We start from the raw sequence: 22,628 nt of genomic DNA, 5'->3' as shown, positions 1-22,628 counted from the left end.
ATATCGGCGCTGAACCCGGCTCTGGTAGCAAGATCCCGGGGTTCAGGCGGTCTGGCGTTCCTTCGCCTGGTCGAGCAGTTCTTGGACGACCTCGGTCTTGGCGTCGACGTATTCCAGGATGTGGTCCCAGGTGCGTTCGGCCAGGGCGGTCTTGACCTCGGTGTAGCGGGCACGCGCGTCGGCGTCCTCGCACAGGTGGTCGCGCAGGCGCAGGAGGAACCCGACCTGTTCGCACTCGGGCGCGAACACGTGGAGGTTGATGTTGACCTGGTTGCCTCCGAGCACCCGGTGGTCGTGCCAGTCGGGTTTGCGGATGGCCAGGGTGTACCCGACCTTTTCGAGGTCGGGCACGTAGGCGTCCTCGTCGGCCGGTTCGTCCACGCACAGGAGGATGTCCACGCAGGGCTTGGCGATCAGTCCGGGTACCGCCGTCGAGCCCACGTGCTCCAGCAGCAGGACACGCTCCCCGAGGGCCTGGCGGATGCGGAGGGCTTCACGCTCGAAGAGGTAGGGCCACTTCGGGTCGGGTTCGGCCAGGTACACACGGCCGTCGACGAGGTTCTTGGACGCGAGTTCGGGGCTTGGGCGGTCCTGTCCGCGCGTGGGGAGCTCGGGGGGTTCGGGGGGTGCCATGTGACCAGCCTTGTCGCTTCTTGCCCCGAGCGTCAAGGGTGATCACGTGTGCTTTACGAGTGCACGTGCACCGCGGACGGGGTGCCCCGTTCCGGTCGGATCGGGGTACCCCACTCGCCCCGTGTGGTCAGTCCGGCTCGGACACCACGAGGATCAGGGAACCGTGCAGCTCGGGGGTGGTACGCAGGTGCCCGTGGCGCTCGTCCCACGTGCCATCGGCGAGGTCGCGCGTGAGGTCGGCGGTGAAGCGTGCCACGACGTCGTCCCCGACAAAACTCCAGGCCGAGCAGGAGGCCCGTGCGCCCGGGTCGAGCAGCCCTTCGGGGCGCCCGTAGTAGGTCTCGTTGAACCCGTCGGAGCAGTCCAGCGGCACCGGGACGCGGACCGTCTCCACACGCCCGCCCAGGCCGGCGGCGAGCACGTCCGGGGCGGGGTAGCGCGACGCCTCGGTGGCCAGGACCTCCGGCGCGTACTCGTCGAGCCAGAACCCCCGGACCAGGGCCGGATCGCAGGTCAGCAGCGCGACCGGGCCCCGCGTGACCCGGCGGACCTCGGCCAGGCCCCGGTGGAGGTCCTGCCACTGGTGGACGCTGAAGGTGGCCATCGCCGCGTCGAAGCTGTCGTCGCCGAACGGGAGCTCCTCGGCCGCGGCGTCGACCGCCCCGGCCAGATGCCCGGGGCGCCGGCCGCGCATGCTCGCGGAGGGTTCGACGGGGGTGACGTCGCGGTCGACGGGTTCGTAGGACCCCGCGCCCGCGCCGACGTTGAGCACGGTACGGGCACCGCCGAGGGCCGCGTGCACGGCGCGGGCGATGCGGGGATCGGGGACACGGTGGTCGGTGTAGTCGCGGGCGATGACACCGTAGTCGGCGTCGCCTGCGCTGCCGTCGGCCGTGCGGGGCATGGGCGCTCCGTTCGCTGGGGGCGGTACGCGTCCAGCCTAGGAAGCGCCCCCGCCGGGAACGGCGACGGCCCGCTCGGTCGGGCCGAGCGGGCCGTTCGCAACGCCGGAATGCGGGTCAGCCCTTGCGCGGCTTGCGGCGGCGGCCGCCCTTCTGGCGGCGGGCCGGCTGCTCCTCCGCGGCACGGGCGGCCGCGATCTCCTCGTTCTCCTCGCGCCGCTCGGCCTCCACGCCGTAGGGGTCGCGGGTGGAGCGGCGCACCCACATGACCAGGGCGAGGATCCCGAACAGCAGCACCGCGCCGACGGCCGCGAACCACACCCACACCGGGATCTGCGAACCCTGGTCGGCCTCGTCGGCGAGGTCCTCGTCGATGACGGGGATGTCCTGCGCGACCCCGGCCGCCTGGGCCTGTGCGTCGGTCAGGCTCAGCGCGGGCACGCCTCCCGGGCCCTGCTGGGAACCCTCGAGCACGGCGTCGCGCACCTGCTCCGGTTGGAGCTGCGGGTAGGCCGAGCGCAGCAGCGCGATACCGCCCGCGGTGAGCGCGGCGGCGTAGGGGGCACCGCTGACCTGGGTCTCGCTCATGTCCGGGCCGGCGGTGTAGAGCTCGTCGCCGGGTGCGGTCAGGTCGATCTCGGAGGCGTCGGCCGTGTTGCCGGCGAGCTGACCGTCCTCGTCCGTGGGCGCGACGGTGAGCACGTTGGGGTCGCCACCGCCGTCGGCCGGTCCGACCACGACGGCGCCGGCGTCGACCGCGGCCTCGGTGGCCGAGGACAGGTCCGCGTCGGTCTCGGCCAGCACCACGACCTGCGCCCCGTCGGCGGCGGCCGCGCGGATCGCGCCGTCCACGTCGTCCCCGGTCGGGAGCGCGAGAAGCGCGGCGGAGGGGGCCGCCCCAAGGACACCGCCGTCCGCGTCCATGCCGTGTCCGTGCCCGGCGATGAGCCCGGCCATCCCGGTACCGAGGTCCATGTTCCCGGAGTTGTCGCCGTGGCCGGTGTCGACGGTGAGGTTGTCCCGCAGGTCCGGGTGGTCCTCGTGCACCGAGGGGCCGACCACGGCGACCTCGATGCCCCCGCCCTCGGTCTCCTCCCACATCTCGGTGGCGCCGATGGACGCGAGCCCCCATTGGTCGGGGCGGAAGTCGGCCTGACCCTCGTTGTCGGTGTTCTCGGCGGCGGCCGGAACCGCTGTGATCCCGAGCACTGTGACGACCGCGCACGACGCCGCGATCCCCCTGATCCCGTGCCGTGTGTGCATCATGGTGCGGTTGTTTCCCCCGAGCACGTCAGGCTCCCTCGAACGATGCGGTCGACGTTCCACGCGGCCCTCCCCGGACCCCCATAATTCTGTCATGAGCACAGGATTCCGGCGTGTACAAGTGGCCCGGAGGGTAGGGAACGCAACTGTATCCATGCTGCCAGTCATGGGTTTTTGATCCTCCACGCGGCATGTCGAGTCGCTAGCATGAGTCGCGCCGATCCGGACAAACCAATTTCCCGTCCAGGGGGTGTCCCATGCCGAATATCGGTCCGTCCGAGGACGGCCAGTCGGCCCTCGCCGAGCGCGAAGAGCGCATCCTCGCCTTCGAACGCCAGTGGTGGAAGTTCGAGGGCTCGAAGGAACAGGCGATCCGTGACGAGTTCGGCTTCTCGCCGACCCGCTACTACCAACTCCTCAACGGCCTGGTGGAGCGCCCCGAAGCGCTCGCCTTCGACCCCCTGACCGTCAAGCGACTGCGCAGGCTGCGCGCCGACCGCAGACGCCAGCGCAACGCCCGCCAACTGGGGATCCGCCTCTGATGGACACCCGCCCGCTCTCCCCCCGCACCGATGCCGGGCGCCTCGGCCTGGACACTTTCCGGTCCTCCCCCGACCGGGCGCTGGCAGCCTTCGACTTCGACGGAACCCTCGCGCCGATCGTCGACGACCCCCGCAGCTCGGCCCCCTACCCCGGCATCGTTCCCGCCCTGAGCGCCCTGGCCGCGCGGGTGGGCACCGTCACGGTGATCACCGGCCGGCCCGCGGAGACCGCGGTGCAGTTGGGCGGCCTGGACGAGGTGCCCGGCATCGTCGTGCTGGGCCACTACGGGGCCGAGCGCTGGGTCGGCGGCCGCCTGACCGCCGCCGACCCGCCGCCGGGGGTGGACCTGGTGCGCGGGGAGCTTCCCGCCCTCCTGGACTCCGTCGGCGCCCCCGAGGGCACGTGGATCGAGGACAAGGGCCGCTCGCTCGCGGTGCACACCCGCCGCGCCGCCGACCCCGACGCCGCGCTCGACCTGGTGCGCCCCCACCTGGAGCGCCTGGCCGAGCGGGCCGGGCTGGTCACCGAGCCCGGGCGCATGGTGGTCGAACTCCGTCCACAGGGCGTGGACAAGGGCGCGGCGCTGACCGCCCTCGTGCACGAGAGGGCCGCAGGCGCAGTGCTCTACGCCGGCGACGACCTCGGTGACCTGCCCGCCTTCGACGCGGTGGCCGCGCTCCGGGAGGAAGGCGTGCCCGGCGTGACGGTGTGCTCGGCCTCCGACGAGGTCACCGAGGTCGCCGACCGTGCCGACCTGGTCGTGCCCGGGCCGGCCGGCCTGGCCGAACTCCTGCGCGGACTGCCGGCCACCCTGCGCTCACCGACCCCGTGACCCCGGCGCCGGGCCTTCAGGCCTGGGAATCGTGTGCCTGCGGGACCAGCGCCGACCGCGCCGCCGACCGCAGATCCGTCAACCCCGTGCGGTCGCGCCCGTAGTGCACCGCGTTGGTCAGCACACCCACGTACCGGCCGCTGCGCGGGTGCATGAACAGACTCGTCCCGGTGAAACCGTTGTGGTAGACGACCCCCTCGGGCGTGACCAGCCACCCCAGCCCGCGCGAGAGCCGGTGCCCGGCGTCCACGTGCGGCTGCCAGCTGGCACGCACGAACGATTTCGGCACCGGACCGCTGCCGCCCTCGTGCACCCGCAGCATCTCCCGCGCGAACGCACCCAGGTCGATCGCCGTGGTGAAGGCCCCCGCGTGCCCGGCGACCCCTCCCATGAGCGCCGCCGCCTCGTCGTGCACCACACCCCAGGCGGGCGCGGCACCGGCGAGGCGGCGTTCGGTGGGTGCCACGGAGGGCGACCGGGCCAGCGGGCCGAAGGTGGTCGAACGCAGCCCCATCTCCTCCCAGAGGTCCGCGGCCAGGCGCTCCAGCCCGGTTCCGTACAGCCGTTCCAGCACCAGGCCCAGCAGGATGAACCCCTGGTCGATGTACTGGTACCCGGGTTCCTCCAGCGGGTCGGACAGGATCGCCTCGGCGAGGTCCTGCTCCGTGCCCACGTGCCGCTCCAACCACGTGACCTGGTTGAGTCTGCTGGTGTGGGTGAGGATCTGCCGGGCGGTCACCCCCGCGCCCGGAAGGTCCTCGTCCGCGTCCAGGTATTCGGACACCGGGGTGTCGAGATCGAGCATCCCCTCCGCCACCGCCTGCCCCACCAGCGGCCACGTCGCCATGACCTTGGTCAGGCTCGCGACGTCGTAGGAGACGTCGGGGGCGGTGTCGTGGTCCCCGGTCGTCCGCCCCACCGCGACGAACTCCCACATCCCTCCCGTACCGATGACGGCGGCGCCGCCGGGCAGCCACCCTGCGTCCACCATGACCTTCAGGACGCCTCGGAGCCGGGCCCCTGTCTCCGTGAGCCAGTCACCATCGCGCACCACACGCCTCCCCCCGGTGTTGTGTTCTTACGCCGGATACCCCGTAACCGCGCCGATGTCACACCGGGGCCCCACTGCGAACGGTACGAAACCCTTGCAGGTCGCGGCCGTAATCGGGTGCGTGTGTCCCCAGTAGGCTGGCCCGCATGAGCAACCAGACCCCCGTACCGGCCGGTTTCCGCGGAGTCGCCGGGAACATCGGCATCAAGGACCCCCACGACGACTTCTTCGTGGTCGTCTCCGAGGTGCCCGCGCACACCTCGGCGGTGTTCACGCAGTCGAGGTTCGCCGGCCCGAGCGTCGTGCAGAGCCGACGCGCGGCCGCCGACGGCGACGTGCGGGGTGTGGTGACCATCGCCCGGAACGCGAACGTGGCCACCGGCCCCGAGGGTGCCGCGCACGCCCGCGAGGTGCAGGAGCTCGCGGCCACCGCGGCCGGCATCCCCGCCGACGAGATGATCGTGGCCTCCACCGGCGTCATCGGCCGCCCCTACCCCATGGACAAGGTGCGCACAGCCTTCCGGGGTCTGACCGCTCCCCTGCCCCCCGCAGACCTGGACCGTTCGGCCGCGGCGATGATGACCACCGACACCGCCCCCAAGACGGCGAGCGCGCGCGTGGGCGGGGCGACGGTCACCGGCATCGCCAAGGGCGTGGGCATGATCGAGCCGAACATGGCCACGATGCTCGCCTGGTTCTTCACCGACGCCGAGCTCGACAAGGAGACGCTGGACGCCGTCTTCCGCCGGGTCGTGGAGCGCACGTTCAACGCCCTGAGCATCGACAGCGACACCTCGACCAGCGACTCCGCGGCGATCCTCGCCAACGGCCTGGCCGGACCCGTCGACACCGGGGAGTTCGAGGAGGCCCTGTACGGGGTCGCGCTCCAGCTGGTGCGCATGATCGCCTCCGACGGCGAGGGCGCGGGCAAGCTCATCGAGGTGCGCATGACCGGCGCCCGCGACGACGCGCAGGCCAAGCGTGTGGCCAAGACGGTGGTCAACTCGCCGCTGGTCAAGACGGCGGTGCACGGCGCGGACCCGAACTGGGGCCGGGTGGCGATGGCGGTCGGCAAGTGCTCCGACGAGACCGACATCCACCCGGAGAACGTGCGGATCGTCTTCGGCGACGTGGAGACCTACCCCGAGCCCTCCGACGAGAAGGTGCTGCAGCGCGCGGCCGAGTACATGGCCGGCAGCGAGGTCGTCATCGGCGTGGACCTGGGCATCGCCGACGGGGCGTTCACCGTCTACGGCTGCGACCTGACGGAGGGCTACATCCGCATCAACGCGGACTACACCACCTGATCCACCGGGGTGCGCCTCCTCAGGAAGAGGGCGGGCACGGCGGCGGCCAGGAGGACGGCCGCCGCCAGGGTGAAGGCTCTGCCGAGTCCGTCCATGAAGACCGCGGGGTCGGTGCCGGACACCGCGTCCGCCGCCATCATCGCGCCGAGGAGCGCGGTACCCAGAGAACCGCCGAGCTGCATGGCCGCCTGTTGGAGGGCCGAGGCGACCCCGGCCAGACGTACCGGGGCACTGCCCACGATCGCGGCGGTCGCCCCCGTCATGACGGCCCCCAACCCGGCCCCCAACAGGGCGAAGGCACCCGTCATGGACAGGACGGCGGTGTCCTGCTCCAGGCGCGAGAGCAGGAACACCCCGGCCGCCGCCGCGAGGAGCCCGAGCACGGTGGGCGCGGCCAGTGAGGCCCGGTCCAGGACACGGCCCGCGAGCGGTGAGGTGACGGCCATCATGGCGGTCATCGGGAGCAGGACGAGCCCCGCCTGCGCGGGTGCGAGGCCGCGGACGTCCTGAAGGTAGAAGGTGGCGTAGAACAGCGTCCCCATGAGGCCGATCGCCATGCAGATCATGAGCACGGCCCCGATCGACAGGGTCCGGTTCGCGAAGAGTTCCAGCGGCAGCAGCGGGTGATCGGTGCTGCGCTGCCACCACACGAACACGGCGCCGGCGAGGAGTGCCCCGCCGAGCGGGAGGGCGGCCGCAGGGTCGGCCCAGCCCCGGTGCGGCCCCTCCACGAGGGCCCGGACGAGCCCGAACATGGACAGCCCGATGAGCACGATGCCGAGCGGGTCGGTGCGTGTGCTGCTGTCGGTGGCGCGGTTCGGGGGCAGCAGCCGCAGGCCCAGGGCGAACGCGAGGATTCCGACGGGCAGGTTGACGAGGAAGACCGCCTCCCACCCGAAGGTGTCGACGAGGACACCGCCGACGAAGGGGCCGGCGGCCGTGGCGGTGCTGATGAGGGCGCTCGCGGCCCCGAAGGCCCGGCCCAGTTTCTCCGGTGGGAAGGACGTGCGCAGCAGGCCCATGGCGGCCGGGATCAGCAGGGCGCCGAAGATCCCTTGGAGCACGCGCAGTGCGACGAGCGCGGCGACGGTCGGGGCGAGGGCGATCACCACGGAGGTGGCGACGAACCCGACCAGTCCGACGGTGTAGGTGCGGCGGTGTCCGAAGCGGTCGCCCAGCCGTCCGGCCGTCACGAGGAAGGCGGCGAGGCCGAGCAGGTAGCCGTGGAGCACCCATTGGAGCTGGTCCATGGAGGCGCCGAGCCCCGCCCCGATGGCCGGGTTCGCGACCGCGACGATCGTGCCGTCCAGGCCCACCATCATCACGCCGAACGCGACGGCGACCAGCGTGTGCCAGGGGTTGCCGGTCGGGGCATGCGCCTCAGCGGGCGCGCGTGTGTTCGGTGTCGTCATTGCTCCTCCTGCGGTGGCGTCACCCGGAGAATATGTCAGCGAATGACACTTGGCAATCACTGACAAAATAAGGAGGAGTGTACGCCGGGGGCGCGTTATGCTCGTCGGAGCACCGGCCGACCTCGCGAAAGGGCCCTCCATGAGCACGGCGAGCCCCGAACCCACCGGGCTCCGGGAACGCAAGAAGGCACACACGCGCCGCACCCTCATGGACACCGCGCTGCGCCTGTTCCACGAGAACGGGTACCCGGAGACGACGACCGAGGAGATCGCCGCCACCGTCGGGGTCTCCCAGCGCACGTTCTTCCGCTACTTCCCGTCCAAGGAAGCGGTGCTCCTGTCCGCCGTCGAGGACGTGGACGAACTCCTCGCCTCCGCACTGCTCGAACGCCCCGGACACGAGAGCCCGTTCACCGCCCTGCGCAACGCGATGCGCGACCACTGGGAACAGCTGGCACACGCGTCACTGCACCAGCGGGGCGACGCCGCCAACCTCATCGCGACCAGCCCGGACCTGGCCGAGGCGAACGTGCGCATCGACCCCTCGCGCCGAGCGCGCCTGGCCGGGGCGGTGGCCGAACGCACGGGGGTCGACGCGGAGACCGACCCGCGTCCCTGGATCACCGCCGCGGTCTTCCACACCTGCCTGGGGCTCGGACACCGCCAATGGGTCCGGGAAGGGCGCCCGGGACAGGAGAGGCTCCTCGCCTGCTTCCTCCGACAGCTCGATCTCGCCCCCGAGGCGGTCGCCTCCGACTGGCCCGACGCAGGCACCACCTGAGGCCGGCCGTCGGGTTGGGCGGGCCCGTGCGCGGGGAAAGAACCCCGAACACGCGCGCCCGCCCCTGAGAACCGAGGACCGACATGCCCCAGCGCACCGTCGCCGTCGCCGCCCTCCTCGGGCTGCACGCCCGCCCCGCCACGCTCTTCGTGCAGGCGGCCAAGGAGACCGGCCTGTCCGTGACCATCGCCCACGAGGGGCGCGAACCGGTGGCGGCCACGAGCGTGCTCCAGGTCATGGCGATGGGGGTCCGGCACGGTCAGGAGGTCACGGTGGCCTGCCCCGACGGCGACGGGGCGGAGGCGGCGCTCGACCGGCTGTGCGAGGTGCTCGCCACCGACCCCGACTCGGTCAGCGGCTGAGGCGTCCGGTCAGGTCTCGTCCAGCAGCTCGGCCGCGCGCTCGCGCATCTCGACCTTGCGGACCTTCCCCGTGACGGTCATGGGGAACTCCTCGACCACGTGCACGTAGCGGGGCACCTTGTAGTGGGCGACCCGCGTGCTGCAGAAGTCGCGCAGCGCGTCGCGGGTGATGGGCTCGGCCCCCTCGCGCATGCGCACCCACGCCATGAGCTCCTCGCCGTACTTCTCGTCCGGGACCCCGATGACCTGCGCGTCGAGGATGTCGGGGTGGGTGTACAGCACTTCCTCGATCTCGCGCGGGTAGATGTTCTCACCGCCGCGGATCACCATGTCCTTGATCCGGCCGGTGATGGCGAGGTACCCGTCGTCGTCCATGACGGCGAGGTCGCCGGTGTGCATCCACCGCGCGGGGTCGACGGCCTCGGCGGTCTTCTCGGGCATGTCCCAGTACCCGAGCATGACGGAGTACCCGCGGGTGCAGAGTTCGCCGGCCTCGCCGCGCGGCACGGTCACGCCGGTGCCGGGGTCGACGACCTTGACCTCCAGGTGCGGGCCGACCCTGCCGACGGTGGACACACGGCGGTCGAGGGAGTCGTCGCGCCGGGTCTGGGTGGAGACCGGCGACGTCTCGGTCATCCCGTAACAGATGGAGACCTCGCCCATGCCCATGCGGTCGATGACCTGGCGCATGATCTCCTGCGGGCAGGGTGACCCGGCCATGATTCCGGTGCGCAGGCTGGACAGGTCGTAGCCGTCGAATTCGGGCAAGGAGAGTTCGGCGATGAACATGGCCGGAACCCCGTACAGCGAGGTGCACCGCTCGGCCTGCACCGCCTCCAGCGCGGAGACCGGTTCGAACCCCGGCCCCGGCAGCACCATGCACGCGCCGTGGCTGGTCGCGGCCAGATTGCCCATCACCATGCCGAAGCAGTGGTAGAAGGGCACCGGGATGCAGATCCGGTCGTGCTCGGTGTATCCGAGCAGCTCACCGACGGAGTACCCGTTGTTGAGGATGTTGTGGTGCGAGAGCGTCGCGCCCTTCGGGAACCCGGTGGTACCCGACGTGTACTGGAGGTTGATCGGGTCGTCCGGCGACAGCCCGGCCCCGATCCCGTCCAGCTTCGCGGGATCGCCCCGGCGTCCCGCGGCACGCAGGGCTTCCCAGTCCGGCCCGTCGAGGAAGACGGTCTCGCGCAGCTCGGGGCAGTCGCCGCGCACCTCCCCCACCATCGCGACGTAGTCGGAGGTCTTGAACGAGGGCGCCGACACCAGCACGGAGACCCCCGCCTGGTTGAGCACGTACTCGAGCTCGTGGGTGCGGTAGGCGGGGTTGATGTTGACCAGGACCGCTCCGATGCGCGCCGTCGCGTACTGCGTGAGCACCCACTCGGAACAGTTCGGCGCCCAGATCCCGACCCTGTCGCCGACGGCCACCCCGAGGTCCAGCAGGCCCAGGGCGACCTCGTCGACGGCGTCGGAGAACTCCCGGTAGGTCAGGCGTACACCCTGGCCCCGGTCGACGAGCGCGTCCCGGTCGGGGTGGGCGGCGACCGTGCGGGCGAGGTTGTCGCCGATGGTGTCGCCGAGCAGCGGGGAGTCCGAGGTGCCGGACGCGTAACTGGGGCGGGGGGCGGTGCGGCTCAAGTCCGGGGCTCCTAGCACTACGGGAGGCATGAGCGGACGGCCGGGTCGGGACGGCCCATACCCGGCCTTGTAAGACAGCTCACATCTACCACGCGCCCCGTGCCCGCGTGAAGGCTCGGCCCACCGCACACACGGGGGGCGGGGCGCCGCTGCGTGCGGCACCCCGCCCCCGGATCTCTCGGTCGCCCCTCAGGACGCGAAACGCAGCGCGGCCGCGATCCCCTCGTCGGGGTCGAACTTCTTCCCCGGCACGAGCACCAGCTCGGCGCCGGTCGTGGCGACCGCGCGGACCAGGGCGGGCCCGGCCCCGACCTCGATCGGGTCGCTCACACCCATGTCGCGCAGTTCCTGGGCGTTCAGCGAGATCTGCTCACCGGACGGGCCGATCCACAGTTTCCGGTCGGCCCCGGGCAGCTCGTCCGACCACAGCAGCGTCCCGACCTGGCCGCGCTGCAGGGCGTGCACGACGGAGTCGAGGCCCTCGGCGGCCGTCCCGTCGGAGGTCCCGCTCTCGAAGGACTCCACGGCCGAACGCACGTCCTCGTCGGCCTGGCGCTCGAGGTACTGGTCCAGTTCCTCCTCGAGCGGGGACTCCTCGGACCCGGCGGCCCGGGAACCCGCCTCCAGCTCGACCGCGAGGTCCCGCGCCCGCTCGGGCAGCTTCTCCACGAGGTCGCCGCGCACGGCCACCTCGCCGGCGACGGCGACGACCTCGGCGTTGCTCCGGTCGACGAGCGTGCTGAGCGTCTCGACGACCTGGTCGAGGTTGTGGCCGACCTGTTCGTCCGCGGCCCGCTGCATCTGGTTGTGGTGGTAGGCACCACCGCGGGGCTTGTGGACCGGATGGTCGTCGCCCTCGACCCGGCGGGTCACCGTGCGCCCGTCGGCGTACTCCGCGGTGAGATCGGCGCCGATGCTGTCGACGACGGCGAGCACGTGCGGGACGTGCCGCCCCTCGGCAGCCAGCGCCGGCAGCGGGTCGGGCAGGGTTCCGGCCGTGGCGACATGGTCCTGCGGCGGTTCGGAGACGGTGGAGTGGAGCACCACCTTCCCGCCTGCCGCGTACACGACCTGCCCGTGCGGTCCGGGCACACCCTCGGTCGCGCCCACGACCTCGTCCATCGCCTCGAGCGTCGGTTCGTCGACGCCCTGCTCCTGGAGTTCGTTCCTCGCCTGGTCCCAGCGGACGCGGATCGCGTGGTCGGCGTCCTCCGCGTCGCGGGAGGTGTTGATGTAGAGCGATGCCACCGGGGTGGTCGTCTCGTACAGCGGCTGGAGGAAAGTCAGATCCATGATGCGCCCTCCATTCATTCGCTATCGGTGTTTCGTGAACATCTGGAGACCGCCTCGTCCATGGCCCTGCCCGGCACAGGCGGCAGCAATCATCCGCGCCGGTGATCGATCAGGGTGCGATGGCACACCCGGATTTTGTGCGGCGGACATGAATAGAACACGAATGGCATGGGAGGACGGGGGTGAGAGCAACCTGAAGCGATCGGAGCCGCAAGGAGGTTCCCATGAGTCAGGAAGACAAGTCCCAAGGCAAGGCCGAGCAGGCCAAGGGAAAGCTCAAGGAAATGGCCGGCAAGGTCACCGGAAACGACAAGCTCAAGAGCGAGGGTCAGGCCGAACAGTTCAAGGGCCGCACCCGCGAGGGCGTCGAGAACGCCAAGGACACCGTGCGCGGGACCTTCGAGGGCCTACGCGGTGACGACGACAAGAACGACGAGGACGAGGGCAAGAAGGACGGCGGCGACGATCGGGCCTGATCAGGCCCACGGGGGCGTCGCCGCCCCCTCCCCTCTTCCCCTCAGTTGCCGTCGTCGGAGACTCGGTGGACCCGGTGCTGGGCCGCCTGCGCGCGGGGACGCACGACGAGCAGGTCGATGTTGACGTGCGGCGGCCGGGTGACGGCCCACACGACGGTGTCGGCGACGTCCTCGGCCGACAGCGGATCGGGGACCCCCGCGTACACGGCCTCGGCGGCCTCACTGTCTCCGCGCAGCCGGTTGAGGGAGAACTCCTCCGTCTTGACCATGCCGGGCGCGACCTCCAGGACCCGCACCGGCTTGCCCACCAGCTCCAGGCGCAGGGTCGCGGCGAGCGTGTGTGCACCGTGTTTTGCGGCCACGTACCCGGCGCCGCCCTCGTAGACGACGTGCCCGGCCACGGAGGTCAGGACGAGCACGGTGCCGTCTCCGCTCGCCTCCAGCTTCGGCAGGAGCGCCTGCGTCATGTTGAGCACCCCGAGCACGTTGACCTCGTACATCGTGCGCCAGTCGTCGGGGTCACCCGTGGCGACCGGCTCCGTGCCGATGGCGCCGCCGGCGTTGTTGACCAGCACCCCGCACCCGTCGAGCTCGTCCGCGAAGGCGTCGACGGCGGCGCGATCGGTCACGTCGACGACCCGGGCCCGCGCCTGCTGGCCGCGGCCGGTGATCTCCTTCGCGAGAGCTTCGATGCGGTCCGCGCGGCGGGCGACGAGGACGACGTCGTAGCCCTCGGCGGCGAGCCCGCGTGCGGTGGCGGCGCCGATGCCGCTGCTGGCGCCGGTGACGACTGCGGTCACGCTCATGCTGTGTCTCCTCGGGAGGTCGGCGGTGTCGCGCCGAGCGTATCGGCGCCCGTTACGGTCCCTGATGCCCGGGCTCCGGCGTCGACGGGTCGATATGTCGGTCCGGCCGTCACCGCGTGCCGAACAAAAACCGCACATCCCCGCGTGCTTCCATGAGAGGCACGTCGAACGCGGAAGGTGGGAGCGTGCGGGGCATCGAGATCCGGGAACTGGAGTGCTTCCTCCTGGTCGCGGAGGAACTGCACTTCGGCCGGGTGGCCATGCGCCTGGGCCTGTCGGTGGAGAGGGCCCGGGAACTCGTGGAGCGGTTGGAGCACCGCATCGGCGCCCCTTTGCTGGACACCTCCGGGGAACGTCTGCGCCTGAGCCCGTTCGGCGAGGAGTTCCTGGCATCGCTGAGACCGGCGTACGGGGCGTTGGTGTCGGTGTTGGAGGACGCACGCGACCGCGCTTCCAGCGGGAGACGGATGGTGCGGTTGGGATTCCCGGGGCCGATGCGGGACCCGGTGGCGCGTGCGGTGAAGGTCTTCGAGGAGCGTTCGCCCGAGGCGCGGGTGGAGGTCGTGGAGAACCCCCTGGACGACCCGTTCGGTCCGCTGCGGGACGGCCGGGTGGACGCGGCGGTGGTCCTCCTTCCGGTGCGCGAACGCGACCTGGTGGTCGGGCCGGTCTTCGACCGGCAGCCGCAGAGGCTCGCGGTCGCGGCCGATCACCCGCTGGCCGCACGCGAGTCGGTCGGGGTGGAGGACATGGCGCGGGTGCCGCTCATACCGGTGCGGCGCACGCCCGACCACTGGTTGCGGGTGCACGCGCCCACACAAACCCCGTTGGGCAAGACGATCCAGCAGCAGGACAGCGTGGACGGCCTGGACGACGGGTTGCGGCAGGTCGCGTTGAAGCGCGGCGCGATGCTGCTGTGCGGTTCGGTCGACGGGTACGAGAGCGCGGAGGACGTCGCGTTGGTCCCGGTGGCGGGGCTGCCGGCGTCCTCGTTCGGGTTGGTGTGGCCGCGCGGGGGACGCAACCCCGGGGTGCCGGCGCTGGCGGCCGCCTTCTTCGAGGTGCTGGTCTAGAAACACGGGATCCGGGGCGACCTCTGTCCGGTTCTGTCGGGCGCCTACGCCCTGGCCCCGGGTCAGCGGGCCGACTGGGCGGGTTGCGGGACCAGGGTCGCCAGCGCCTCGGCGTCGGGGGTCCCTGCGTCGGCCGACCACAGGATGAGCTGCTGCCGCGACGCACCCGCGTAGGTGAAGGAGTCCCAGTTCAGGCGCATGCGACCGGCGGTGGGGTGGTGCAGGACCTTGGCGCCGAAGTCCTGGTCGGCGACCCGGTGTTCGGCCCACCAGCGGCGGAAGTCGTCGTCGGCGATGGACAACCGGCCGACGAGCGCGGCCAGTTCGGGGTCGTCGGGGTTCTGCGCCGCTTCCCGCCGGAGGATGCCGACGCAGGAGCGGGCGACCGACGCCCAGTCCTCGTACAGCTCCCTCACCTCCGGCACGGTGAACGTGAGGGAGACGTAGTTGCGGTCCGCGGCGGGCAGGCGTGCGAAATCGGTGATCAGGGCCGCGGCCGGCGGGTTCCAGGCGAGCACGTCCATCCGGGGGCCCAGGACGATGGCGGGCAGATCGGTGAGCTGGTCGAGCAGGAGCTGGAGCCGGTCGTGGGCGGCCTCACGACCCGGGACGGTCATCACGTAACGACCCGGGACGGTCATCACGTAACCGCGCGCGTGGTTGAGGAGTTCCTCCGCGTAGGCCCGCTGCTCCGCGGACAGCGCGAAGGTCCGGCACAGCGTCGCGAAGACCTGGTCGGAGGGCGCGATCCGGCCCTGCTCCACTCGCGTGTAGTAGTCGGCGCTGACCGCGGCGAGCTGCGCGACCTCCTCGCGGCGCAGGCCTGCGACGCGCCGCCGGGTCGAGGTTCCCACGACGTTGGCGGGGACATCTCCCGGGGAGAGCTCGCTCCGCCTGACCCGGAAGAAGTCGCCGAGGGCTTTGAGCTGCGGTGACACGGACATGGCTCTACGGTAGGACAGCCCGTCGTCGTTGTCCTGGGACAGATCTTTCCTAGGCACACACACGGTCTGGTCCGGTTCCCCGCGGCGCGTGAGAGTGGGTTGCACGACGGGGGAACGCCCCGGAATCACACCTTCGACGGAGGCACCCATGAGCACCGGAGCCATCGAGCACGTCACGTTCCGCAACGCCGACATGTACTGGGACATCGCCGCGGATCTGCACTTCCCGCCGGGCTTCGACGCCTCGGGCTCCTACCCCGCTGTCGTCGCGGCCCACCCGATCGGCAGCTGCAAGGAGCAGACCGCCGGCAACATCTACGCGCCGGCCCTCGCCGAGGCCGGTTACGTGGTCATCGCGTTCGACGCCAGCTTCCAGGGCGCGAGCGGAGGGGAACCGCGGTTCCTCGAGGACCCCGCACAGCGCGTGCAGGACTTCAGCCGCGTCGTCGACCACCTCGTCACGCTGCCCTACATCGACGCCGACCGGATCGGTGTGCTGGGCGTCTGCGGCGGCGGGGGCTACGCGCTCGCCGCTGCCAAGACCGAGAAGCGCTTCAAGGCGGTCGTGTCGGTCACCGGCGCGAACTTCGGCAACCTCCAGCGGCAGATGGCCGGGCAGAGCGGCGGGCCCATCGAGGCGCTCAATGCGATCGCCCAGCAGCGCACGGCGGAGGCGCGCGGCGCGGCGAGCGCCGTCAACGGGTTCCTGCCCGAGACGGCCGAGGCCGCGCAGCAGACCGGCGACATCGACATCATCGAGGCCTTCGACTACTACCGCACCGACCGGGGCCGGGCGGAGAACGGGCACGTGCGCTTCGAGGTCGCGCACGGCACGGCCGCGCTGGGGTGGGACGCGTTCCACCTGGTCGAGGAGCTCCTCGACCAGCCCCTGCTGATCGTGATCGGCGACCGGGACAAGCAGGGCGCGTTCGGTGCCCACCGCGACGGCCACGAGGTCCACGGGCGGGCGGCGTCCATCGACAAGCAGCTCCTGGAGGTCGAGGGCGCTTCGCACTACGACCTGTACGACCGCCCGCACGGGGCGGGCGAGGCACTGAAGTCGGTCGTCCCGTTCTTCGACAAGAGGCTCTGACGGGCACGGCCCCGGAGGGTCCGCGGGCTCCTCCGGGGCCGGCCGGGAAAAACGCAGAACCCGGGACACATTTTCCCTGGTGACCACCGACACACCTTTCCGCCATTATGAGCGGTCAACCGAATTCGCGGGGCCGGCGTCCTACGTGCGCCAGGACCCCGCGAATTCCCCCCGATGCACCAGCGCAGGAACGGCATGCCGATCTCTGGCCGAAACAAAGCCGACTGTTAGCCTTTTCGGAGGCAATCGGAGGGAGTGGGAAAATGACCGCGTCAGGACTTCTGAACGTACGCCCGATCATCCAGGCGCCCATGGCGGGCGGTGCCTCGTCACCGGACCTGGTCGCGGCGGTGCACGGCGCCGGGGCCACCGGTTCGCTGGCCGCGGGGTACCTGAGCGCCGACGCCCTCGCCACGCAGATCGCCGCCGTCCGCGAGCAGGGCGTGGACACCTTCGTGGTGAACCTGTTCGTGCCCTCGGACGTGGAGGGCGACCCCGACCGTTTGCACGAGTACCGCCAGGAGCTGGCCGAGGAGGCCGAGCGCCACGGGGCGACCATCGGCGAGGCGGTCCACGACGACGACGGCTGGGGCGCCAAGCTCGACCTGCTCACCCAGGACCCGGTTCCGATCGTGAGCTTCACCTTCGGCTGCCCCTCCGCTGACGTGCTGGCCCGGCTGCGCGAGGCCGGCTCGGCGACGGTCGTGACCGTGACGACCGTCGAAGAAGCGCGTCTGGCGGCCGCGCAGGGCGCCGACGCCCTGTGCGTGCAGGGCGTGGAGGCCGGCGGGCACCGGGCCACCTTCGACCCGGTCCACGGCCACGACCGCCCCCTGCTGGACCTGCTTCCGGACGTGATCGAGGCCGTGGACATCCCGGTGATCGGCTCGGGCGGCGTCATGACCGGGCGGGACGTGGCCGCGGTCCTGGACACCGGGGCGGTCGCCGCGCAGCTGGGGACGGCGTTCCTGTGCTGCCCGGAGAGCGGCGCTCAGCCCGACCACAAGCTCGCCCTGCGCGACCCTTCTTTCACCGAAACGGCGCTGACCTGGGCCTTCACCGGACGCCCCGCGCGGGGGCTGGTCAACCGCTTCATCGACGAGCACCTGGGTGCACCGTTCGCCTACCCGGAGATCCACCACATGACCAAGCCGCTGCGCGCGGCCGCGGCCAAGGCGGGGGACACCGGCGGCATGGCGCTGTGGGCCGGGCGCGGCTGGCGCAAGGCGCGGGACCTCCCCGCGGCGGAGCTGGTGGAGAAGTTGCGTGCGGAGGCGTCCGAGGCGGGTGTGCAGGCCTGACCTTAGGGGAACATTGATCCGGTCGGCACCGGGGTCCTACCTTCAGGTAACAAATACGAATCGGGGCCGCCCGGATCATGGCTTGTGTGACCCAGCGCACCCTAAAGTTCCGCCATGGGTGTTCTGCGTAAGCACGTCCTCGTTCGAGTGCTTCTGGGTTTCCTGGCCACCGCGACCGTCCTCGCCCTGATCGCCGCGCTCCTGAGCGTGTGGGCGGTGCGCCGCCCGTTCCCGCAGACCTCCGGCGAGCTCGACCTCCCCGGGCTGGCCTCAGAGGTCACGGTGGTGCGCGACGAACACGGCGTCACCGACGTGTACGCCGACCACGCCGACGACCTGTTCATGGCCCAGGGCTTCACCCACGCGCAGGACCGCTTCTGGGAGATGGACTTCCGGCGCCACGTCACGGCCGGGCGGGTGTCGGAGCTGTTCGGCCCGGAGCAGTTGGAGACCGACATCTTCCTGCGCACCATGGGTTGGCGGCACGTCGCCGAGCAGGAGTACGAGCTCCTCGACGAGGACACCCGCGCCCACCTGGACGCCTACGCCGACGGGGTCAACGCCTGGCTCGAGCAGAACGGGGGCGCGTCTGCCTCCCTCGAGCACAGCCTCCTGACCGTGATGAACGGCGGCCACGAGATCGAACCCTGGGAACCCGCCGACAGCCTCGCTTGGCTCAAGGCCATGGCCTGGGACCTCAGCGGCAACATGGAGGAGGAGACCGAGCGCGGGCGCCTGCTGGCCGACGGCTTCGACGAGGAGGCGATCGACGAGCTCTTCCCGCCCTACCCCTACGACGAACACGCGCCGACGACCCTGACCGAGGAGCACGCCGAACCCGACGCGGACGCCTCCCCCGAGGAGGACGCGCGGCGGGCGCCCGCGGACGACGGGGGCGCGGCGGACGATGAGGCTGGGGACGGGGACACCGGAACCCCGGAGGCCGGGGACGCAGCCCTCGAACGTGTCGCCGCCTCCGTCGAGGGCGTGCCCGACCTGCTCGGCCCCAGCAGCGGCGCGGAACTGGGCTCCAACGCCTGGGTGGTCTCGGGCGAGCACACCGAGTCCGGCGCTCCCCTGCTCGCCAACGACCCCCACCTCGGCGCGTCGATGCCCTCCACCTGGTACCAGGGCGGGCTGCACTGCACGGAGATCACCGAGGAGTGCCCCTACGACGTCTCCGGGTTCGGGTTCGCCGGCCTGCCCGGGGTGGTCATCGGCCAGAACGAGTCGATCGCGTGGGGGTTCACCAACCTCTATCCGGACGTCATGGACCTCTACCTGGAGGACGTCGACGGCACGAACCACCGCTACGGGGACGAGTCGCTTCCGGTGGAGACACGTGAGGAGACCGTCGAGGTGCAGGGCGGCAACGACGTCGACATCACCGTCCGCAGCACCGTGAACGGGCCGATCATCTCCGATGCCCAGGCCGGGGCCGACCAGCGCGATGTGGGACGCAACCACCAGGACGGTTCCTACGACGTGTCACTGCGGTGGACCGCGCTGGAACCGGGGCGCACCGCGGACGCGATCTTCCTGATGAACCGGGCCCGGGACTGGGACGGGTTCCGGGACGCCGCGCGCACGTTCGAGGTCCCCTCGCAGAACCTCGTCTACGCCGACGCGGAGGGCAACATCGGTTACCAGGCGCCGGGCCACGTCCCGGTGCGCGGCGAGGGCGACGGGCGCTACCCCGCACCGGGGTGGGAGCCCGACCACGCGTGGGAGGACCGGGTGCCCTTCGAGGAGCTGCCGAGCGTGCTCAACCCCGAGTCCGGGCTGGTGGTGACCGCGAACCAGGCGTCGGTGGACGACGAGTACGCGCACATGCTCACCGACGACTGGGACTACGGCTACCGGGGCGCGCGCATCAACGACCTGGCGGAGGAGGCGCTGTCCGACGGCCCCGTGGGGGTGGAGGACATGGAGCGCATGCACATGGACTCCTACCATCTGGCCGCCGAGCCGCTCGTCCCGCACCTGGTGGCCGCGGACGTCGACGGGGTCGCCGCGCAGGCGCAGGCGCAGCTCGCCGATTGGGACCTGTACACCGACCCCGATTCCGCGGGCGCGGCGTTCTACCAGGCCACGTGGCGTCACCTGCTGCCGGAGCTGTTCGACGAGATCGAGCCGCTGCAGATGAGCCACAACTCGCGCGGCATGTACGTGGTCAACAACCTGCTGGAGGACCCCGACTCCCCGTGGTGGGAGGGCGAGGACACCAGCGGGCGCGAGGAGGTGCTCGCCGCGGCGATGGAGGAGGCCGCGGACGAGCTCGAGGACCTGCTCGGCGACGACCCGGCGGAGTGGCGGTGGGGCGACCTGCACACGCTGACCGCAACCCACGAGTCCTTCGGAACCTCGGGCATCTCGGCCGTGGAGCGCCTGTTCAACCGGGGCCCGGTGGAGAGCTCCGGCGGGTCGGGCATCGTCAACGCGACCGGGTGGGAGGCCTCGGAGGGGTACGGGATCGTGTCCGTGCCGTCGATGCGGATGGTCGTGGATCTCTCGGACCGCGACGCGTCCACGTGGGTGAACCTGACGGGCAACTCGGGCCACGCGTTCCACAGCAACTACGACGACCAGTTGGACCTGTGGAGCGAGGGCGGAACCCTGCCGTGGGCGGTGTCGGAGGAAGCCGTGCAGGAGAAGGCGGAGGACGAGTTGGTACTGCGGCCCTGAGCTCCCGGGTCGTTCACGGCTCAGAGAGGTAGCGCCGGGTTGGCCAGGGGGCGGCCGGGGGGGCGACCCGGGGGGGGGCGACCCGGGGGGGCGACCCGGCGATGAGGTGTTGTCAGGGTGGGGTGTTGTGCATGGGTGGTGTCGGAGGTTCTNGGACGAGTTGGTACTGCGGCCCTGAGCTCCCGGGTCGTTCACGGCTCAGAGAGGTAGCGCCGGGTTGGCCAGGGGGCGGCCGGGGGGGCGACCCGGGGGGGGGCGACCCGGGGGGGCGACCCGGCGATGAGGTGTTGTCAGGGTGGGGTGTTGTGCATGGGTGGTGTCGGAGGTTCTGGGGGTGGGGTGTTCTGTGGTGTTGCCTCGGGGGTGGTGGTTCGTCGGGGCCGGATCATAGCCCGGCCGGGCCCTCACGCAACCCTCGTCGGCGCCACCCCCTGATTTCCGAGTCGGAGTGAATGTGTCGGCGTTGTGCGTGGTTGTTCACGGCGCCTCGGGGTGTGCGTTCCGGCCCTGTTCGCCGGGCTGACCCGACCCGCATCGACGAACCACCCGCTCCCCCGAGGCCCCCGCCAGCCCAAAGGAACGTGGGCAGAGCTGACGGCAACTACCTCACCCCCTGGGGTGCTTCATTGCGGCCAACGGTCCATGCGTGTGCGTGGTGGCTCGCTCCTGCGACAGCAACGGCAACGGCACAGGCAAGCCCCGCGCACTCCCGGTAGGGCATTGAGTCCCAGGGGTGGCACGTGTGCGGGCGGCCTCCTGGGCCCCCGCGCGCTCCCGGTAGGGCATTGAGTGTCGGGGGTGGCGGGGTGTGCGGGTGGGCCCGGGCGGACCTGTTCTGGGGTCCACCCCTGGTTGCTGGTGGCGCTGGTGAGTCCGGTGGGGCCAGTTGCAGCAGTCGCCGCCCCAGCGCGCACCCACCGGACCCGGGTCTGGAGATTCTCCGACGGCCAGAGCGGGGCTCGGCAGGGGGATCGGGCCTGGGGCGGGCGGCCTGTGGAAGGGGCCTGCTGGCCTGCTGGTCTAGCCGGTGCCGGTGTCGGTGGTGCCGGTGGCTTCGGCACCCGAGCCGCCGTGGGCGCCGCCACCGGTACCACCGGTCCCGTTGGTGGGGGTGTTCTCGGTGCGGGAGTGGCGGTACTTGGCGCGGTTGTGGGTCGAGCACAGGGGCTGGAGGTTGGTGGCCTTGGTTTCGCCGCCGTGGGAGAACTCGGTGATGTGGTCGGCCTCGCACTGCGAGACCGGCACGTCGCACCCGCCGGACCATGCGCAGGTGGTGTGCCCGGCGAAGGCGGCGGTGCGCAGGTACCCGGGGGCCAGGCGGTGGGCCCGGCCCAGGTCCAGGGGCAGGCCGGTGCGGTCGTCGAAGATCAACCGGCGGATCTGGGCGGTGGGGGCCATGGCGCGCACCGCGGACAGGGCGAGGACGTTGCCGTCCTCGGTCACGGCCACACCGGGGTAGCCCGGGAAGCCGGGGACGGTAGAGGGCGGCCCGGTGTTGGCGTTGGTGCCACCCGCGGTGGCGGTGGCGGTGGTGGTGACGCCGCCACCGGTGCCGCCGCCGGGGTCGGGGCCCGGTTCGGCGCCCGGCTCGGGGCCGGGGGCGGCACTCGCCCCGGTGTTCCCGGTTGCCCCGGTGGTGTTGGTGCCACCTGCGGTGGCGGCGCCCGCGGCCCCGGCGGCGGGGTAGGCGACGCCGTTGGCGTCGTTGCCGGTGTCGGTCTCGTTCTGGTTCTTGAAGGCGAAGCCGAAGCCGAGCAGTGCCGACAGGGGCACGGTGATGTTGATGACGGCCTTGGTACCGGGCGGCTGCGAGCAGCCACCACCGTTGCTGGCGCCAGTGGCAGCGGCTTCGGCCGAGCCGCCGGAGCCAGCCCCGGCGCCAGCGCCGTCGGCGTGGCCGACGGAGTCGGCGCCAGCCTCGGTGCCAGCGTCGCCGCCAGCGGCAGCAGCAGCGGTGGTGGTACCGGCGAAGCCGGTGCCGTCGGTGTGGCCGTGGTGGCCGTGAGCAAACCCGGCCGCGGAGATCAGGGCGTCGTAGGTGCGCGCGTAGCGCGAGGTCACCGACTCACCCGCGGGGATGAGGCCGAGGTCGGCACCGGTGCCGTTGGTGCCGTCGGCACCACCGGGCGTCTTCTCGGTCGTGCCGTAGGGGGCGGTGAAGGAGGCCAGCGCCGCCTTGAGGCGCTCGCCGTCCGAGGCCGGGCCCCAGGCCTGGAACGTGAAACCG

Annotated in this window: 20 protein-coding genes; 10 read left to right on the top strand and 10 right to left on the bottom strand. The window is 71.7% G+C overall.

Features of this window, described 5'->3' with window-relative positions; genetic code table 11:
• Positions 1–42: 42 nt before the first annotated feature.
• The 3 genes from IDM40_RS27505 to IDM40_RS27495 all read right to left on the bottom strand — a co-directional run bounded on the left by IDM40_RS27505 (position 43) and on the right by IDM40_RS27495 (position 2,801).
• Positions 43–633 (bottom strand): GrpB family protein, encoded by a 591-nt coding sequence (locus IDM40_RS27505; RefSeq protein WP_193124999.1) that lies wholly within the window; start codon positions 631–633, stop codon positions 43–45.
• Between the two features lie 127 nt (positions 634–760).
• Complete coding sequence (locus IDM40_RS27500) at positions 761–1,537, bottom strand: class I SAM-dependent methyltransferase (protein WP_193124998.1); 777 nt, start codon at positions 1,535–1,537, stop codon at positions 761–763.
• Positions 1,538–1,652: 115 nt separating this feature from the next.
• Positions 1,653–2,801 (bottom strand): S8 family serine peptidase, encoded by a 1,149-nt coding sequence (locus IDM40_RS27495; protein ID WP_235998004.1) that lies wholly within the window; start codon positions 2,799–2,801, stop codon positions 1,653–1,655.
• Positions 2,802–3,055: 254 nt separating this feature from the next.
• On the opposite strand from IDM40_RS27495, the gene IDM40_RS27490 reads away from it, so the two are divergent.
• Positions 3,056–3,340, top strand: a complete 285-nt coding sequence (locus tag IDM40_RS27490; RefSeq protein WP_017613151.1) for a DUF3263 domain-containing protein — start codon at positions 3,056–3,058, stop codon at positions 3,338–3,340.
• The gene (gene otsB, locus IDM40_RS27485; RefSeq protein ID WP_193124996.1) at positions 3,340–4,173 is read left to right on the top strand and encodes a trehalose-phosphatase; all 834 of its coding nucleotides are present in this window, start codon (positions 3,340–3,342) and stop codon (positions 4,171–4,173) included. The genes IDM40_RS27490 and otsB overlap by 1 nt, the downstream gene beginning before the upstream one ends.
• A 16-nt stretch (positions 4,174–4,189) precedes the next feature.
• Here otsB and IDM40_RS27480 read toward each other — a convergent pair whose 3' ends face one another.
• Complete coding sequence (locus IDM40_RS27480) at positions 4,190–5,224, bottom strand: serine hydrolase domain-containing protein (RefSeq protein ID WP_193124995.1); 1,035 nt, start codon at positions 5,222–5,224, stop codon at positions 4,190–4,192.
• A gap of 146 nt (positions 5,225–5,370) precedes the next feature.
• On the opposite strand from IDM40_RS27480, the gene argJ reads away from it, so the two are divergent.
• Positions 5,371–6,531 (top strand): bifunctional glutamate N-acetyltransferase/amino-acid acetyltransferase ArgJ, encoded by a 1,161-nt coding sequence (gene argJ / locus IDM40_RS27475; protein ID WP_193124994.1) that lies wholly within the window; start codon positions 5,371–5,373, stop codon positions 6,529–6,531.
• Here argJ and IDM40_RS27470 read toward each other — a convergent pair.
• A complete protein-coding gene (locus tag IDM40_RS27470; RefSeq protein WP_193124993.1) occupies positions 6,519–7,943 on the bottom strand; it encodes an MFS transporter in 1,425 nt (474 codons plus the stop codon). The genes argJ and IDM40_RS27470 overlap by 13 nt on opposite strands.
• Before the next feature lie 139 nt (positions 7,944–8,082).
• Between IDM40_RS27470 and IDM40_RS27465 the strand changes: the two genes are divergently transcribed.
• Both IDM40_RS27465 and IDM40_RS27460 read left to right on the top strand, forming a co-directional pair.
• Positions 8,083–8,724, top strand: coding sequence for a TetR/AcrR family transcriptional regulator (locus IDM40_RS27465; RefSeq protein ID WP_193124992.1), 642 nt, complete (start codon positions 8,083–8,085; stop codon positions 8,722–8,724).
• 83 nt (positions 8,725–8,807) lie between these two features.
• Positions 8,808–9,086, top strand: coding sequence for an HPr family phosphocarrier protein (locus IDM40_RS27460; protein ID WP_193124991.1), 279 nt, complete (start codon positions 8,808–8,810; stop codon positions 9,084–9,086).
• Between the two features lie 9 nt (positions 9,087–9,095).
• On the opposite strand, the gene IDM40_RS27455 is transcribed toward IDM40_RS27460, so the two are convergent.
• Positions 9,096–10,730, bottom strand: coding sequence for an AMP-binding protein (locus tag IDM40_RS27455; RefSeq protein WP_193124990.1), 1,635 nt, complete (start codon positions 10,728–10,730; stop codon positions 9,096–9,098).
• Between the two features lie 189 nt (positions 10,731–10,919).
• Positions 10,920–12,023 carry a baeRF2 domain-containing protein gene (locus tag IDM40_RS27450; RefSeq protein ID WP_193124989.1) on the bottom strand — a complete coding sequence of 368 codons (1,104 nt, stop codon included), beginning with the start codon at positions 12,021–12,023 and terminating at the stop codon, positions 10,920–10,922.
• Positions 12,024–12,247: 224 nt separating this feature from the next.
• Between IDM40_RS27450 and IDM40_RS27445 the strand changes: the two genes are divergently transcribed.
• Entirely contained in the window at positions 12,248–12,499 is a 252-nt protein-coding gene (locus IDM40_RS27445) for a CsbD family protein (RefSeq protein ID WP_193124988.1), read from the top strand.
• Between the two features lie 41 nt (positions 12,500–12,540).
• Here the strand turns inward: IDM40_RS27445 and IDM40_RS27440 are convergent, their stop codons facing one another.
• Positions 12,541–13,305 carry an SDR family NAD(P)-dependent oxidoreductase gene (locus IDM40_RS27440; protein ID WP_193124987.1) on the bottom strand — a complete coding sequence of 255 codons (765 nt, stop codon included), beginning with the start codon at positions 13,303–13,305 and terminating at the stop codon, positions 12,541–12,543.
• 185 nt (positions 13,306–13,490) lie between these two features.
• Between IDM40_RS27440 and IDM40_RS27435 the strand changes: the two genes are divergently transcribed.
• Complete coding sequence (locus IDM40_RS27435; RefSeq protein WP_328807146.1) at positions 13,491–14,378, top strand: LysR family transcriptional regulator; 888 nt, start codon at positions 13,491–13,493, stop codon at positions 14,376–14,378.
• Positions 14,379–14,440: 62 nt separating this feature from the next.
• Here IDM40_RS27435 and IDM40_RS27430 read toward each other — a convergent pair whose 3' ends face one another.
• Positions 14,441–15,322: a helix-turn-helix domain-containing protein gene (locus IDM40_RS27430; protein ID WP_193124985.1), complete on the bottom strand. Its 882-nt coding sequence runs from the start codon at positions 15,320–15,322 to the stop codon at positions 14,441–14,443.
• A gap of 148 nt (positions 15,323–15,470) precedes the next feature.
• On the opposite strand from IDM40_RS27430, the gene IDM40_RS27425 reads away from it, so the two are divergent.
• The 3 genes from IDM40_RS27425 (at position 15,471) to IDM40_RS27415 (ending at position 20,401) form a co-directional block, all read left to right on the top strand.
• Complete coding sequence (locus IDM40_RS27425) at positions 15,471–16,415, top strand: alpha/beta hydrolase (RefSeq protein WP_193124984.1); 945 nt, start codon at positions 15,471–15,473, stop codon at positions 16,413–16,415.
• 263 nt (positions 16,416–16,678) lie between these two features.
• On the top strand, positions 16,679–17,716 hold the full coding sequence (locus IDM40_RS27420; protein WP_193124983.1) for a nitronate monooxygenase: 1,038 nt from the start codon (positions 16,679–16,681) through the stop codon (positions 17,714–17,716).
• A 114-nt stretch (positions 17,717–17,830) separates the two neighbouring features.
• Positions 17,831–20,401, top strand: coding sequence for a penicillin acylase family protein (locus IDM40_RS27415; protein ID WP_193124982.1), 2,571 nt, complete (start codon positions 17,831–17,833; stop codon positions 20,399–20,401).
• 1,020 nt (positions 20,402–21,421) lie between these two features.
• On the opposite strand, the gene IDM40_RS28485 is transcribed toward IDM40_RS27415, so the two are convergent.
• Positions 21,422–22,628, bottom strand: a 1,207-nt coding sequence (locus tag IDM40_RS28485; protein WP_328807145.1) for an HNH endonuclease signature motif containing protein, incomplete at its 5' end; no start/stop codon positions are given.

This window comes from Nocardiopsis coralli, from assembly GCF_014892575.1.
GTDB lineage: Bacteria > Actinomycetota > Actinomycetes > Streptosporangiales > Streptosporangiaceae > Nocardiopsis > Nocardiopsis coralli.
Note: the sequence above shows the minus strand (reverse complement) of the source record. Positions and strands in the feature narration are given on the sequence as shown.

What these genes read in the sequence shown, in the direction of transcription:
- IDM40_RS27505 (WP_193124999.1), bottom strand. Translation starts at nt 633, where the DNA reads ATGGCACCCCCCGAACCCCCCGAGCTCCCCACGCGCGGACAGGACCGC.
- IDM40_RS27500 (WP_193124998.1), bottom strand. Translation starts at nt 1,537, where the DNA reads ATGCCCCGCACGGCCGACGGCAGCGCAGGCGACGCCGACTACGGTGTC.
- IDM40_RS27495 (WP_235998004.1), bottom strand. Translation starts at nt 2,801, where the DNA reads ATGATGCACACACGGCACGGGATCAGGGGGATCGCGGCGTCGTGCGCG.
- IDM40_RS27490 (WP_017613151.1), top strand. Translation starts at nt 3,056, where the DNA reads ATGCCGAATATCGGTCCGTCCGAGGACGGCCAGTCGGCCCTCGCCGAG.
- otsB (WP_193124996.1), top strand. Translation starts at nt 3,340, where the DNA reads ATGGACACCCGCCCGCTCTCCCCCCGCACCGATGCCGGGCGCCTCGGC.
- argJ (WP_193124994.1), top strand. Translation starts at nt 5,371, where the DNA reads ATGAGCAACCAGACCCCCGTACCGGCCGGTTTCCGCGGAGTCGCCGGG.
- IDM40_RS27470 (WP_193124993.1), bottom strand. Translation starts at nt 7,943, where the DNA reads ATGACGACACCGAACACACGCGCGCCCGCTGAGGCGCATGCCCCGACC.
- IDM40_RS27465 (WP_193124992.1), top strand. Translation starts at nt 8,083, where the DNA reads ATGAGCACGGCGAGCCCCGAACCCACCGGGCTCCGGGAACGCAAGAAG.
- IDM40_RS27460 (WP_193124991.1), top strand. Translation starts at nt 8,808, where the DNA reads ATGCCCCAGCGCACCGTCGCCGTCGCCGCCCTCCTCGGGCTGCACGCC.
- IDM40_RS27450 (WP_193124989.1), bottom strand. Translation starts at nt 12,023, where the DNA reads ATGGATCTGACTTTCCTCCAGCCGCTGTACGAGACGACCACCCCGGTG.
- IDM40_RS27445 (WP_193124988.1), top strand. Translation starts at nt 12,248, where the DNA reads ATGAGTCAGGAAGACAAGTCCCAAGGCAAGGCCGAGCAGGCCAAGGGA.
- IDM40_RS27440 (WP_193124987.1), bottom strand. Translation starts at nt 13,305, where the DNA reads ATGAGCGTGACCGCAGTCGTCACCGGCGCCAGCAGCGGCATCGGCGCC.
- IDM40_RS27430 (WP_193124985.1), bottom strand. Translation starts at nt 15,322, where the DNA reads ATGTCCGTGTCACCGCAGCTCAAAGCCCTCGGCGACTTCTTCCGGGTC.
- IDM40_RS27425 (WP_193124984.1), top strand. Translation starts at nt 15,471, where the DNA reads ATGAGCACCGGAGCCATCGAGCACGTCACGTTCCGCAACGCCGACATG.
- IDM40_RS27420 (WP_193124983.1), top strand. Translation starts at nt 16,679, where the DNA reads ATGACCGCGTCAGGACTTCTGAACGTACGCCCGATCATCCAGGCGCCC.
- IDM40_RS27415 (WP_193124982.1), top strand. Translation starts at nt 17,831, where the DNA reads ATGGGTGTTCTGCGTAAGCACGTCCTCGTTCGAGTGCTTCTGGGTTTC.